The organism is Rhizobium sp. PAMB 3174, assembly GCF_052908375.1.
Genome location: NZ_CM128608.1, coordinates 1130307 through 1143165, shown reverse-complemented (window position 1 = coordinate 1143165; position 12859 = coordinate 1130307). Strand labels below are relative to the sequence as shown.

Here is a 12859-nt window from a genome sequence, read left to right as displayed (position 1 = left end):
CCCACGCTTTGTTCGGGCTGCGTCCCCGCGACTCGCCCGCCGGGCTCATTCATCCATAATCAATAAGACACAAGCAAGGCTTCGCCATCCGGGCCGAATTTCGGCTGAACTCCAAGGAGAGGCGCCGCGCGGCGGATGATTTCGCCGACCATCGGGGCGGCATTCGAACCGGCCGTATTGCCCGCACCGCCGAAAGGCTTCGGGTCGTCGATGATGGTCAGGACCACGTATTGCGGATCGTCGACCGGGAAGGCTGCCAAGAAGGCGTTGAAGTTGTGCTGGCTGGAATATCGGCCGTTGATGACCTTGTCGGCCGTACCCGTCTTGCCACCGACATCGAAGCCCATGATGTTGGCCGCCTTGCCGGAACCTTCGACGGCATTGGCGCGGAAGAGATAGCGCATATTGGCGACCGTCGACGGGTTGACGACCTGTACGGCGACCTTGTCCGCCTCTTCCTCGGTGCGCGGCAGGAAGGTCGGCTCGATCAGCTTGCCGCCGTTCATCAGCGCCGCGCCGGCGACGGCCGTCTGCAGCGGTGTAGTGGACACGCCGTGGCCGAAGGCGATGGTCATCGAGTTGATCTTTTTCCAGACCTTCGGCTGCGAGGGCGTCGCGACTTCCGGCAGCTCGGTCTGCATGCGGGTCAGAAGGCCGAGACGCGTCAGGAATTCCCGGTGACCGTCGATGCCGACGAGATCGGCCATGCGTGCCGAACCGACGTTCGACGAATGGGTGAAGACTTCCTTGACCGTCAGGATGCGTCGGGTGGCATGGAAGTCGTGGATGGTGAAGCCGCCGATATGCATGGGCTTGGTGGCATCGAACGTGTCACCCATGTGCACCAGGCCGGAATCAAGCCCCATGGCGATCGTGAAGGTCTTGAAGGTCGAGCCCATTTCGAAGGTGCCCGCAGACATGCGGTTCAGACGGTCTTTTTCGAGGGCGTTGTAGGGGTTGTTCGGGTCGAAGTCCGGGATCGACGCCATGGCGAGCACTTCGCCGGTCTTGGCATTGAGCACCACGCCGCCGGACGCGATCGCCTGGTATTTCTCCTTGGCGTCGACCAGCACGTCATGCAGGATCGACTGGACGCGCAGGTCGATCGACAGGCGCACCGGCTCCAGCGGAGCGTTGGAGGTGAGACCGGCTGCGGCGAGCGCTCCGAGCCCCTGCCCGTCGATGTACTTCTCCATCCCGGCAATGCCGCGGTTGTCGATGTTGACGAGGCCGAGGATGTGCGAGGCGACCGGACCGCCGGGATAGAAGCGGCGCTTTTCGGGACGGAAACCGATGCCGGGAATGCCGAGCGACAGGATCTGGCTCTGCTGCTTCGGCGTCAGCTGACGGCGCAGCCACTGGAAATAGGTCTTCGACGAGAGCTTCTCGTAGGTGCGCTTGATGTCTAGGTCCGGCAGAACGGTCGAAAGCAGTTCGACGGCTTCGTCCGGGTCGACGATCTTGTTCGGCTCGGCATAGAGCGAAACGGTGCGGATGTCGGTCGCCAGCACTTCGCCGTTGCGGTCGAGGATGTCGGGGCGCGATGCCATCAACTGGTCGGCCGGGCCGATCGAGGAAACGGTTTCCGACGGCGTCATCCCGTATTGCACGAGCCGTGCACCGACGACGCCGTACACGGCCACGAAGCCGGCGACGATGATGATCAGCCGGTTGCGCGCCAGCTGGCTTCGCATTTTGACGGCCCCATCGAAACTGCTGTCGAAGGAACGGCCGCGCTGGCCGGTGGAAACATGGGCACGGCTCTTGAGGGTCATGACGCGCGAGAGGAAGGACATCAGCGTTTCACCGATCCGGTTGCAATGGCATCGACGGGGCTCTTTTCACCCTCAGCGGTCTGGGGTGCATCTTCGCGAATGCGCGGCAGCTCGTTCGGTTGGACGATCTGTTCCGGCTTCGTCTCCTGCAGGTGCAGCTGATCCACATAGGTGTTGGCCAGCGCCTCCAGACGGGTCGGCTGTGTCAGCAGCGCCCAGTCGGCCTTCAGGAGGTCGATGGTGTCCTTCTCCTGTTTTATCTTCGTCTCGAGTTCGTGGACCTTGTCGACTTTCTGGTCCGTCTGGTGGCGTACGGAATAGGTCACCGCCGCCATCCCGGCCATGATCGCGATCAACATAAAGTCAAGGCTGCGCAACATGCCTCAAGCTCCGATCTTTGAAAGACTTGCGAGGGAAGGAAGTTTGAACAGGGACGTGTCAGGCTTGCCGGCCGATGCGGCCGTGCGAACCCCTGCCCTGAGCTTGGCTGAGCGCGCCCGCGGATTGCGGGCCGCCTCGGCCTCTCCGGCGGCCACCATCGGCTTGCCGGCAATTTCGAAGACGGCAGCCTTTTCGGCAACCATCGGCATGTGACGGGAACCCGACGCCTTGCCGGACCGGTCGCCGAAGAACGTCTTGACGATGCGATCCTCCAGCGAATGAAAGGTCACAACGACCAGGCGTCCGCCGGGCTTCAGCGACCGCTCGGCCGCAAACAGCGCCTGCGCCAACTCACCGAGTTCGTCGTTGACGAAGATGCGCAGCGCCTGGAAGACACGCGTGGCCGGATGGATCTTGTCCTGCGCCTTGCGCGGCGTGACCTTCTCGATCAGGTGGGCAAGGTCGAATGTGGTGCGGAACGGCTGCTCCAGCCGCTTCTTCTCGATGGCCCGGGCGATGCGGCCCGCCTGTTTTTCCTCGCCGAGGAAGGAGAAGATGCGGATGAGGTCGTTGACCTTGGCGCGATTGACGACGTCGGCAGCCGAAACACCGGAAACGGCCATGCGCATGTCGAGCGGGCCGTCCTTCTGGAAGGAAAAGCCCCGACCCGCCTCGTCGATCTGCATGGAGGAAACACCGATGTCGAGCACGACGCCGTCGACGCCCTCGTCCGGTGCAAAATCGGAGAGTTTCGAGAATTCCGTCTGCTCCAGCCGCAGATGACCGGCGCTCTTTTCGACGAGAGACTGCCCGGCGGCAATCGCGGTGGGATCGCGGTCGAGAGCGATGACATCGGCGCCGGCCTCCAGAATGGCGGAGGTGTAGCCGCCTGCCCCGAATGTACCGTCGATGATGAGCTTGCCCGGCGCTGGCTGAAGCGCCTCGAGCACCTCAGCCAGCATCACGGGTACGTGACGAACCGGTCCGCCGTCGGCGCCAGATTGATCCGTGCCTTGATTCGCCGCCATTTCTGTCCCTCGTGCATTCAGGTGCGTCCGCCGCCAAGCCCGCGCACCCGCCTCGCCTCTGCCTGGGCCGCCTGAAAGGTGTTCGGCTCCCAAAGCTGAAAATGATCCGCCCTGCCGACGAACGTGACATCCGTCGTGATGCCGGTGAAATCCCGGATGAAATCCGTGACCATCAACCGCCCTTCGGCATCGAGCTTCATGTAGACGCCGCCACCGTGAATGAGCAGCGACATCTGGTTGGCTTCCGGCGAGAACGGATCGTCCGCCACGATCTGCCGCTCGAAACGATCCAGAAGCTCCGGACCGCCGGCACTGATCGCCGGAAATACAAAATCCTGGAAGCAGAACAGCTCCCCTATCTGCCGCTCGGCGAGAACCGAACGGAACGGCGCGGGAACCGAAACACGGCCCTTGGCGTCGATACGATTGGTAATATTCGAAAGAAAGCGGTTCATGACGCGAGACTGCCGCCCCCTCGAACGAGACCCCCCTAGAGGCATCCCGGACAATCAACACAAAAATGCTCGAATCGCCGGCTTTTCCGCCAGCCGAGTTCCAGACCATCCCGTTTCGGGACGCCCAGGATTCTCGCGATTTGCGGGCCAAAACTCGCCCTGTGAAAATGTGCTTTTGGGATACCATGGGTACATATGGGCGTCAATGGGAACAACCGCCACCGAGCGGCTGCGCGTCCGACCATTTATAAGCCATTAAGCTTAACGAAAGATTAGGGAATGCCGGGACTTAACCGCCTTTGTGCAAGCGCGATTCCGTCAGAACTGAGATGATGAAATGAAGGGAGAAATGCAGTTTTATCTTTTTCTTTTCATAGACTTGTCATTTTCCCGAACCGCAGGAAAAATTACGCCAGTTGGCCTGTAAGCCGGGTTCTGTATGGCCCCGGATTTCTCCGGGACGTGGCAGCCATTCATCTGGGACAATGCTTGCGCACTGCCTCGCGCAACCCACCCGAACGACAGGCCCGGAAACGGGCTGTACCGTCTTGCGACGGCCACGTCGTTCCTATTCGGTTTTGCTCCCGGTGGGGTTTACCGTGCCGCTTCCGTTACCGGTCGCGCGGTGGGCTCTTACCCCACCCTTTCACCCTTACCCGGACAAGCCGGGCGGTTTGCTTTCTGTGGCACTTTCCCTGGGGTCGCCCCCGCCGGACGTTATCCGGCACCGTGTTTCCGTGGAGCCCGGACTTTCCTCACCTCACCGCCTTTCGGCATTGGTGAAGCGCGGCTGCCCAGCCAACTGGCAGGGCGTCCATAGCCGAGGCAGGAAAGGAATGCCACCGAAATATCGGCTCAGATGAAATCTGCCCGGAAATCAGTGGTGTAGGCGTCGTCCTGGATTCGACCCGTGAAGATCAGTTCGGCGCCGAGACGACCGATTTCGTCCGAACTCTTGGCCGCAGATCCCGCCCCGCCGGTCAGCACCGCAATGCGCGGTGACGAGGTGAACGCGATAGCGGGATATCCGGTCGGCGTGAACGATGTGACGCAGGCGGCCGAATGGCTGCTTTCCGCCTTCAGGCTGGGGACCAGATTGCACATGATGCGGGTCAGATGCTGGCGCGCGGCCTCGCGGCCGTCGCCCTTGAACCAGGCCTTCAGGGCCTTCTCGTCGGACAGCAGCAGGTCGTCCGGCTCGCCGCCGATCTTCAGGTAGACGCGTCCGTCGGGATAACGCACCGGCGGCAGAAGGTAGTAGAATTCGTGCTCGGAATACGGCTTGCCGATGACGGACGGCATGCCGGACAGGCGCTCCGCCTCCTCCGGCCCCAGCTCGAAAAACTGCACGGTGCGACCATAGACCTTGAGGTCGAGCGGTCGTGGCATCAATCGGTTGGCGTTCTGGAAGCCGCCGGCAGCGACGAGAGCCTTTTCGGCGGTATAGGACTTGCCCTTGGACGTCACGACACGCACCGCGCCGCCCTCGTCCTTGACCTCGGACACCTCCTCGCGGAGTACCGCGGCGCCGTTCCTTTCGGCAAGACGGCACTGGGCTGCGACCAGCCGTCGCGGATTGATATGGCCGGCGCCCTTCGGTTCCCAGACGGCCTGCGCATCCTTCGGCAAATGGAAATACGGGAAGCGGCTCTCGAGCCCCTCGTGGTCAAGGTGCTCCACGGCGGCGCCGAGACGCCGCGCGGATTCGAGCGCGCCGCCGACGTAGCCGGCGCCCGCGCCGCTTTCCGCGCCCCAGATCAGGCAGCCGACCTCCGAATAGAAGTCGATGCCACTCTCGCGGGCGATCTCGTCGTAGCGGGCAATCGACCTGTTGGCGAAGGTCGCCCAGTTCGGATTGGAATCGATCGTTCGGGTGATCCGGGCCTCATCATAGTGGCTGGCGAAAACCCCGTTATGGGCGGACTTGACCTCCGGCTCGCCGGGACCGATCAACGCCACGCCGCTATCCATCGACGCAAGGTGGCGGGCCGCAGCCGACCCCATCATTCCGGCGCCGATGATAATCGTCTTGTAATCCGTGACCATGATTTGCGAGACCTGCCAGTGACCGTTGAAAGGGATCATTGAAAATCAGCCGGCGGCTGAATCGGTCCCTGAGAAGACGGGTGCAAGCGACTCTTTGACCAGCGCTTTCCACAAGTGCCGCGACTGATGGTCGTCCGCAAGGGCACAAGCGCCGGAATCAACTTTTTAAGATAGGCCGGCACGCCGAAACCGATAAGGTTCCGGCTATCCGGTGGAAGTGACGAACGCCCCCGGCGTCAGTCGAGCAGGGCCAGGACCTTGCCGCAATAGCGCTTGGAGACCGGGTTCATCCGCTTGGCGGCATGGCCGGCATTGTACTTGAGGATCGTCGAACAGGTCTTGCCGTCGCCCAGATCCTGGGCCATCGCCAGGTATTTCATGCCAAAGTTGAGATTGGTCTCCGGATTGTAGAGGCCCTTCGAGCTGCCCTTGTATCCCATCATCCGCGCCGTCGCCGGCTTGATCTGCATGAGCCCGATTTCCCCGGCGCTGCCCCGCGCCTTCGGATTGAAATTGCTCTCGACCCGGACCACGGCATGGGCGAGCGAGACCGGAACGCCGTACTTCTTGGCGTAGCGGGTGATCAGCGACGTGTAGGGACTGTCGGAGAACTCCGGTGCGTCCGCATTCGCAAGGTTGCCGTCCGAGATCGACCCCGTCGAAATCATGTCGACCAGCGTCTCACCGCCGTCCTGAGCGCGCACAACTCCGCCGGCAGCAAACAGCATAGCCGTCGCCGTTACAGCAATCATCAGTTTATTCATGAACTTTATTCTACTCCAGACAAAGGATCACCAAGCCCGCGCCATGTAAAAAGACGCGAGCGACGGGACGCTTTCTTTGGGATGTCCCCCGTAAGCCTGACCCTATCGGTTAAACGTGCATCCCGTTAGCATCGCTTTGCTTGACGGGTGCGGTTCAGTGGCTTCCTTAGAACAATGCAATGAGAAAAATATGTGGCAACGCAATATTTTGCCAATGACGGCCGAAATCCAACCGACACGAAACTCCGGATTTTCACGGTTTCAGGAGGTATAGCGCGGCAGAGAAGTCAGAAGACGATGAAGCGTATCGATCGTTGAAAAGTCCGCGATGCCGTCAACCAGAGCGGGCCGGAAATGACGCTGGAAAGCGGCTACGACGCCTTCGGTTTTCTCACAGAATCGACCAGTTATTTCAATGCCGTAACCATAGAAGGACAGCATCGACTGCAAGGCTTCGACCGGCTGCCCCTCGTCACCGCGCTGAAAGAAGCGTCCACCGGTGATGGAAGAGGGCTCGACCCAGTGGCCAACGCCCGAATCATGCAATTTGTTCCATGGGAAATTTTCGCCCGGATCGACCTTGCGAACGGGGGCGATGTCGGAGTGCCCGAGCACCCTCTCCGGGGCGATTTGCCACCGTTCGACACAATTCCTGCACAATTCGACGACCGCCGCGATCTGGCTTTCCGGATAGGCCGGCAGTCCGCCGGGGTGCCCCGGATTGGCAATTTCGATCCCGATCGAACAGGAATTGATGTCCGTGCGGCCGGCCCATACACTTTTGCCCGCATGCCAGGCACGGCGTTCTTCCGGCACGAGTTGCGACACTGCGCCCGCCTCATCGACGAAATAGTGGCTGGAAACCTCGCTCTCGACATTCCTGAGCCAGCCAAGGGCCGCTTCGGCCGTCGGCATGCCGGTATAATGGAGAATAATCATGTCCGGCGTCTGCCCGTCGCGGCGTTCGCCATGATTGGGCGACGGCAGAACCGTCGCGCCCGGGAAATCGGCTTCGAAGGCCGTCATGCTGCCCGGCGTTCCTTCTCGATCGCCGCATAGGCGGCATTCAGCGCCGCCATCTTGTCATTGGCGAGCGCATGAAACTCCTCGGGAATGCCGCGGGCGGTCAACTTGTCGGGATGGTTTTCCGAAACCAGAACGCGGTAGCGCGCCTTGATCTTGGAAAAATCGTCGTTCGGCGAAACGCCAAGCACGATATAGGGGTCCCTGCCCTCGACATAGATGTGGCGCGCCAGGATCTGCTCGAAGCGCAGCTCATCGATATTGAAGATCTCCGCCACCCGTTCAAGGAAGGCCAATTCCTTCTCGTGCAGGAGACCGTCGGCCTTGGCGATATGGAAAAGCCCGTCGATGACATCCTCCAGGATGGCGCAATTCGTATCGCAGGACGTGCACATGGTGGCAAGCCGCTCGGCATAGGATTCGAAGCCGGCGATATCCTGTCGGGCGAGATTGTAGAGGCGCGCGACGTTCTTTGCCTCGCTCTCCGGGAAATCGAAGATCCGCCGGAACGCGTCGACCTCGTCCATGGTGACGATTCCATCGGCCTTGGCCATCTTGGCCGAAAGCGCGATGACGGCCACCGAAAAGGCCACCTTGCGGCGGGTCTCGGGATCACCCTCGAACTTGGTGCGCACGGCTTCGATCAGCGCAGACAGCGCCGATGATGCGGTGAGCGTCACCGAATTCAGAAGCTTCTCCCACAATGACATTCCGGCCTCTTGCGGCGCAACATTGTTTTCCATGCACCCAGATTGACCAAATTCGCGTCGGATTTGCAAGGCTGAACGGTTTCAACGATCGCGCTATTACGATCACATATTTGCTATCGCCCTTTGAAATTTGGTCTGAATTTCTTCAAAACTTCACTTTACAGCGCTTGCGCAGTGCAGCATCCATGCCACCGTCGGCGGCTGGGGTTAGCGACGCCGGACGAAAGGGAGTTTTCATGGCAAAGCAGAAGGTGGGAATTTTGACGGCAGGCGGGCTTGCGCCCTGCCTTTCCTCCGCGGTCGGCGGCTTGATCGAACGATATACCGACGTCGCGCCCGATGCCGAGATCGTTGCCTACAAGTCGGGCTATCGCGGCCTGCTGATGGACTACAAGATCCAGATCACCAACGAGATGCGCGAGAAGGCGCATGTCCTCCACCGCTACGGCGGCTCGCCGATCGGCAACAGCCGCGTCAAGCTGACAAATGTCGCCGACTGCCTTAAGAACGGCCTGATCAAGGAAGGCGAGAACCCGCTGCACGTCGCAGCCGAGCGACTCGCCAAGGACGGCATCACCATCCTTCACACGATCGGCGGAGACGACACCAACACGACGGCGGCCGATCTCGCCGCCTATCTCGATGCCAACGGCTACCGGCTGACCGTCGTCGGCCTGCCGAAGACGGTCGACAACGACGTCGTGCCGATCCGGCAGTCTCTCGGCGCCTGGACGGCGGCCGAAGTCGGCGCCCGCTTCTTCGACCATGTGTCGAACGAGCAGAGCGCGGCCCCTCGCTCCCTCGTCATCCACGAAGTCATGGGCCGCCACTGCGGCTGGCTGACGGCGGCGACCGCCAAGGCCTACATCGACCGTACCCGTGACAACGAGTACATCGAGGGCATGATGATGAACACCGAGCTGAAGAACATCGACGGCCTCTACCTGCCAGAGATGCACTTCGATCTCGACGCGGAAGCCGACCGGCTGAAGGAACTGATGGATCGCACCGGTTTCGTCACGTTGTTCGTCTCGGAAGGCGCGTGCCTCGACCAGATCGTCGCGGACCGCGAGGCGGCCGGCGAGGAGATCAAGCGCGACGCCTTTGGCCATGTGAAGATCGACACGATCAATGTCGGCAACTGGTTCCAGAAGCATTTCGCCAAGCTCCTGCAGGCCGAACGCTCCATGGTCCAGAAGTCCGGCTACTACGCCCGCTCGGCACCGGCGAATGCGCAGGACCTGCGCCTGATCCAGAGCATGGTCGACCTCGCTGTCGAATGCGGCCTCAACAAGGTTTCGGGCGTGACCGGTCACGACGAAGGCCAGGGCGGCAAGCTCAGGGCGATCGAATTCCCGCGCATCAAGGGCGGCAAGCCGTTCGACGTGACGACACCCTGGTTCAAGGATGTGATGGACTATATCGGCCAGAACATCACACCCGCGAAGCACTGACGGCTGAGACAGAATGAGGCGGCCCGCCCCGCTTGACGGGGCGGCGCTTTGATGGCTTGCTCTTCCCAAACACCCAAAGCGCGTCCGGAGAGAAGCAATGCAGATCGAAACCTGGCTGGCATTTGTCGTGGCATCCGCCGTGATGCTGGCGATTCCCGGCCCGACGATATTGCTGGTGATCTCCTACGCGCTCGGCCATGGCCGCAAGGTGGCGGCAGCGACCGTCGCCGGCGTCGCGCTTGGCGATTTCACCGCCATGACCGCCTCCATGCTGGGCATGGGCGCCGTGTTGGCCGCCTCGGCCTCGCTTTTCACGGTCTTCAAGTGGATCGGCGGCGCCTATCTCGTCTATCTCGGCATCAAGCTCTGGCGCGCGCCGGTCATCAAGGGGCCGATCGCGGAAAACGACAACCTGCCCGACCAGCGGCCGCTGCACATTCTCGCCCACACCTATGTGGTGACTGCGTTAAATCCGAAGAGCATCGTCTTCTTCATCGCCTTCGTGCCGCAGTTCCTGAGCCCCGACCGACCCTATTTCGAGCAGATGGCGATCATGGAAGCCACCTTCCTTGTGCTTGCCGCGCTCAACGCCTTCCTCTACGCGCTGCTTGCCGATGCGGCCCGCGGCTTCATCCGCAAGGCGTCCGTGCAGAAGGCCGTCAACCGCACAGGCGGCACGCTTCTGGTCGGCGCCGGCATAATTACCGCGGGATATCGGAACGCGGCCTAAATTCGGCCATCAATGCGCCCCAATGCGTCGTATGGTTAATATGCCTTGGCATTCGGGGATTCGGCTGCTATCGCATTTCGGGGAAATTAGGAACAAGCACGGCGTAATGGCGGCACGCTTAACACCAGCGCAGTTCGGCGCAATCGGCCTGATCATGGCAGCCGGCATGGCGGCTTCAGGTTGCACGAGCACCACACAGGAGATGTCGGCAATCGCCGCCTCGCCTGCACCTGCGTCCGCTGATACGTCCGCGACAACTGCGCAAACAGCGTCCGCCGCTGCACCGATCGATCCGACGGCGCCCCGCAAAGTCGTGACGGCCGACGACGAAAGCGCCGTCGAGGCCGCCGGCGTCGCCGGTCTTGCGCCCGACAGCACCGCTCCCGCTCAAGGTCAGCTCGCCTATGCCGGCACCGATACGTCTTCGGCAAGCGGGGCGGTCAGTGCACTGGCCTATGCCACGCCGGACCGTGACATCGAGCTTCTCACCGCATCCATTCCGGTCGCCCAGGCGCTTGCCGCCGAGGAAGCGACCTATGTCGACACCGGCAATGACGACGACAGCGTTCCCGATCAGCCGAGCTCGAACACGCTCGAAGGCCTGATCAAGCAGTATGCCGACCTCTACAAGGTGCCGCTGAACCTCGTTCGTCGTGTCGTTCATCGCGAAAGCCGCTACAATCCGACCGCCTATAACAGGGGCAACTACGGATTGATGCAGATCCGTTACAACACTGCCAGGGGCTTGGGCTACAACGGCGAGCCGAACGGTCTTCTCGACGCCGAGACCAATCTCAAATACGCGGTGAAGTATCTCAAGGGCGCCTGGCTCGTTGCCGACAAGGACGAGGACAAGGCCGTCAGCCTGTATGCGCGTGGCTATTATTACGACGCCAAGCGCAAGAACATGCTCTACGTTCTCGCCGAATAGTCCCTCCCCCCGCTTAGCGTTTCCCGAGCACGTTCGAGATCGCCCGCACCAGCCGCGCGGGATCGTAGCCTAGCCGGCTCGGCGTCATGCCCATCCTGACGACCACCAGACCATTCGCCGGCGAAACCGCGACCGACTGTCCGTCGTGACCCTCGAGCCAGAACATGTCTGACGGCAGGCCCTTCGCCTCGTCGCCGGTCTTCTTCCACGCCTGCAGTTCGGTATATTGCCCTCCGGACGCCTCCGTCGGCGTTCCCATCGCCGCAACGAACCCTTCCGGCAGCCGCCGCTCGCCGTTCCACACACCGTCCTGGGCGAGCAACAGGCCGAAGCGCGCCCAGTCGCGCGGGGTTGCGTGGAGATAGGAACTGCCGACATAGGTGCCCTTCTCATCCGCCTCGAAGACGGCGCTCGTCATGCCGAGCGGATTGAAGAGACGGCGCCAGGGATAGATCAACGCCTGCTCCGGCGAGGTCAGCCGGTTCATCCACAGATGCGACAGCAGAACGGCGGTACCGCTCGAATAGCTGAACTTGACACCCGGATCAGCGCCCAGCGGCTTGCCCAGCGCGAAATCGGCCATGTCCGGCTCGAGGTAGAGCATGCGCGTCACATCCGTGACCGCGCCGTAATCCTCGTTGAACGCCAGCCCGCTCTCCATGGCGAGCAGGTTGGCGAGCGTGATCGCCTGTCGCCCGTCGGTCCATTCCGGGAAGAGGCCGGCTTCATTGAGCGCCATCATCCGGTTCTGGACCATCGTGCCGATGACGGCGGCATTGACCGTCTTCGTCATCGACCAGCCGAGCTGCGGCGTGTCGGCAGTAAATCCCTGCCCGTAGATCTCGCCGACGATCTGCCCGTCCTTGACGACGACGACGGCGCGCATGCCGGGGCCTGTCAGCGCCTCGTCGGACAGCAGGATCGAGATCGACGGATCCTTCTCGGCCGGAACGTAGCTGCCCTTGGGCCACGGGATGTCGGCGGCAAGCTCTGGCATGGGCGGCCGGTCGGGCATGGCGACGGCGCGTGCCGCCGCGATCTGACCGTCCGGCACCGACGTGCAGCCGAGCCCTTCGCGGTAGACCGCCGTGCTCGGCGCAAAGACGGCGAAGAGCCGCGCCGTGACGCTCTTCTGCGACTGGTTCACGCCAAGCGTCGTGATGTGGAAGATCGGATGGCCCTGCGGGCGGATATCGCGGCGGAAGACATCGGCCGGATCACGGCCGGACACGAATATCCCCGAGCACCCCATCTTCGCTGCATAGCCGGTGGCCACCATGAGCAGGGTCGGCGGAAAATAGAGAAGCCAGAAATACGCGCCGACGAGAGCAACCACCAGAACGAAAACGAGACGCCTGACCAATCTTTTCAACCAGCGGAACACCAAATCCTCCGTACGCGACGCATATGCCAGTATGCAATCAGGAATGCGTCCTCAGGGGAAGTGTCAAATATGCCGTTATCAACCGCGGCGTCGGCCCCGGGCGGGTCACCCACGCCGTCCACGTCATCAAACTGTAGCAGACTCCCTTTAAACGCCGCTCAACCGGACAAACCGGCTG

The 12859-nt window shown here is 61.9% G+C and carries 12 protein-coding genes and 1 other RNA gene; 3 read left to right on the top strand and 10 right to left on the bottom strand.

Annotated features, from left to right (window positions below; genetic code table 11):
* Positions 1-59: 59 nt before the first annotated feature.
* From ACU5AY_RS05390 to ACU5AY_RS05350, 9 genes are all read right to left on the bottom strand, one after another.
* Positions 60-1796, bottom strand: a complete 1737-nt coding sequence (locus ACU5AY_RS05390) for a peptidoglycan D,D-transpeptidase FtsI family protein (RefSeq protein ID WP_446828296.1) — start codon at positions 1794-1796, stop codon at positions 60-62.
* Positions 1796-2155 carry a cell division protein FtsL gene (ftsL, locus tag ACU5AY_RS05385; protein WP_446828295.1) on the bottom strand — a complete coding sequence of 120 codons (360 nt, stop codon included), beginning with the start codon at positions 2153-2155 and terminating at the stop codon, positions 1796-1798. The genes ACU5AY_RS05390 and ftsL overlap by 1 nt, the downstream gene beginning before the upstream one ends.
* A gap of 3 nt (positions 2156-2158) precedes the next feature.
* Positions 2159-3184 (bottom strand): 16S rRNA (cytosine(1402)-N(4))-methyltransferase RsmH, encoded by a 1026-nt coding sequence (gene rsmH / locus ACU5AY_RS05380; RefSeq protein WP_446828294.1) that lies wholly within the window; start codon positions 3182-3184, stop codon positions 2159-2161.
* A 17-nt stretch (positions 3185-3201) separates the two neighbouring features.
* Positions 3202-3639 carry a division/cell wall cluster transcriptional repressor MraZ gene (gene mraZ, locus ACU5AY_RS05375; RefSeq protein ID WP_446823725.1) on the bottom strand — a complete coding sequence of 146 codons (438 nt, stop codon included), beginning with the start codon at positions 3637-3639 and terminating at the stop codon, positions 3202-3204.
* Between the two features lie 408 nt (positions 3640-4047).
* An RNA gene (gene rnpB / locus ACU5AY_RS05370) (RNase P RNA component class A) lies at positions 4048-4445 on the bottom strand.
* Positions 4446-4494: 49 nt separating this feature from the next.
* Positions 4495-5685, bottom strand: coding sequence for an NAD(P)/FAD-dependent oxidoreductase (locus ACU5AY_RS05365; RefSeq protein WP_446828948.1), 1191 nt, complete (start codon positions 5683-5685; stop codon positions 4495-4497).
* A gap of 236 nt (positions 5686-5921) precedes the next feature.
* Complete coding sequence (locus ACU5AY_RS05360) at positions 5922-6449, bottom strand: lytic transglycosylase domain-containing protein (RefSeq protein ID WP_446823724.1); 528 nt, start codon at positions 6447-6449, stop codon at positions 5922-5924.
* A gap of 261 nt (positions 6450-6710) precedes the next feature.
* Positions 6711-7475, bottom strand: a complete 765-nt coding sequence (locus ACU5AY_RS05355) for an N-acetylmuramoyl-L-alanine amidase (protein WP_446828292.1) — start codon at positions 7473-7475, stop codon at positions 6711-6713.
* Positions 7472-8182 (bottom strand): TerB family tellurite resistance protein, encoded by a 711-nt coding sequence (locus ACU5AY_RS05350; protein WP_446823722.1) that lies wholly within the window; start codon positions 8180-8182, stop codon positions 7472-7474. Before ACU5AY_RS05350 ends, ACU5AY_RS05355 begins: the two co-directional genes overlap by 4 nt.
* Positions 8183-8418: 236 nt before the next feature.
* Between ACU5AY_RS05350 and ACU5AY_RS05345 the strand changes: the two genes are divergently transcribed.
* The 3 genes from ACU5AY_RS05345 to ACU5AY_RS05335 all read left to right on the top strand — a co-directional run bounded on the left by ACU5AY_RS05345 (position 8419) and on the right by ACU5AY_RS05335 (position 11297).
* Positions 8419-9636: a pyrophosphate--fructose-6-phosphate 1-phosphotransferase gene (locus ACU5AY_RS05345; RefSeq protein WP_446828291.1), complete on the top strand. Its 1218-nt coding sequence runs from the start codon at positions 8419-8421 to the stop codon at positions 9634-9636.
* A gap of 97 nt (positions 9637-9733) precedes the next feature.
* The gene (locus ACU5AY_RS05340; protein ID WP_446828290.1) at positions 9734-10366 is read left to right on the top strand and encodes a LysE family translocator; all 633 of its coding nucleotides are present in this window, start codon (positions 9734-9736) and stop codon (positions 10364-10366) included.
* Positions 10367-10472: 106 nt separating this feature from the next.
* Entirely contained in the window at positions 10473-11297 is an 825-nt protein-coding gene (locus ACU5AY_RS05335; protein ID WP_446828289.1) for a transglycosylase SLT domain-containing protein, read from the top strand.
* 13 nt (positions 11298-11310) lie between these two features.
* Here the strand turns inward: ACU5AY_RS05335 and ACU5AY_RS05330 are convergent, their stop codons facing one another.
* Positions 11311-12681, bottom strand: a complete 1371-nt coding sequence (locus ACU5AY_RS05330; protein ID WP_446828288.1) for a serine hydrolase domain-containing protein — start codon at positions 12679-12681, stop codon at positions 11311-11313.
* Positions 12682-12859 lie beyond the last annotated feature (178 nt).

Bases quoted from the DNA above. Each gene is read 5' to 3' on its own strand.
- ACU5AY_RS05390 (WP_446828296.1), bottom strand. From the start codon at position 1,796: ATGTCCTTCCTCTCGCGCGTCATGACCCTCAAGAGCCGTGCCCATGTT.
- ftsL (WP_446828295.1), bottom strand. From the start codon at position 2,155: ATGTTGCGCAGCCTTGACTTTATGTTGATCGCGATCATGGCCGGGATG.
- rsmH (WP_446828294.1), bottom strand. From the start codon at position 3,184: ATGGCGGCGAATCAAGGCACGGATCAATCTGGCGCCGACGGCGGACCG.
- mraZ (WP_446823725.1), bottom strand. From the start codon at position 3,639: ATGAACCGCTTTCTTTCGAATATTACCAATCGTATCGACGCCAAGGGC.
- ACU5AY_RS05365 (WP_446828948.1), bottom strand. From the start codon at position 5,685: ATGGTCACGGATTACAAGACGATTATCATCGGCGCCGGAATGATGGGG.
- ACU5AY_RS05360 (WP_446823724.1), bottom strand. From the start codon at position 6,449: ATGAATAAACTGATGATTGCTGTAACGGCGACGGCTATGCTGTTTGCT.
- ACU5AY_RS05355 (WP_446828292.1), bottom strand. From the start codon at position 7,475: ATGACGGCCTTCGAAGCCGATTTCCCGGGCGCGACGGTTCTGCCGTCG.
- ACU5AY_RS05350 (WP_446823722.1), bottom strand. From the start codon at position 8,182: ATGTCATTGTGGGAGAAGCTTCTGAATTCGGTGACGCTCACCGCATCA.
- ACU5AY_RS05345 (WP_446828291.1), top strand. From the start codon at position 8,419: ATGGCAAAGCAGAAGGTGGGAATTTTGACGGCAGGCGGGCTTGCGCCC.
- ACU5AY_RS05340 (WP_446828290.1), top strand. From the start codon at position 9,734: ATGCAGATCGAAACCTGGCTGGCATTTGTCGTGGCATCCGCCGTGATG.
- ACU5AY_RS05335 (WP_446828289.1), top strand. From the start codon at position 10,473: ATGGCGGCACGCTTAACACCAGCGCAGTTCGGCGCAATCGGCCTGATC.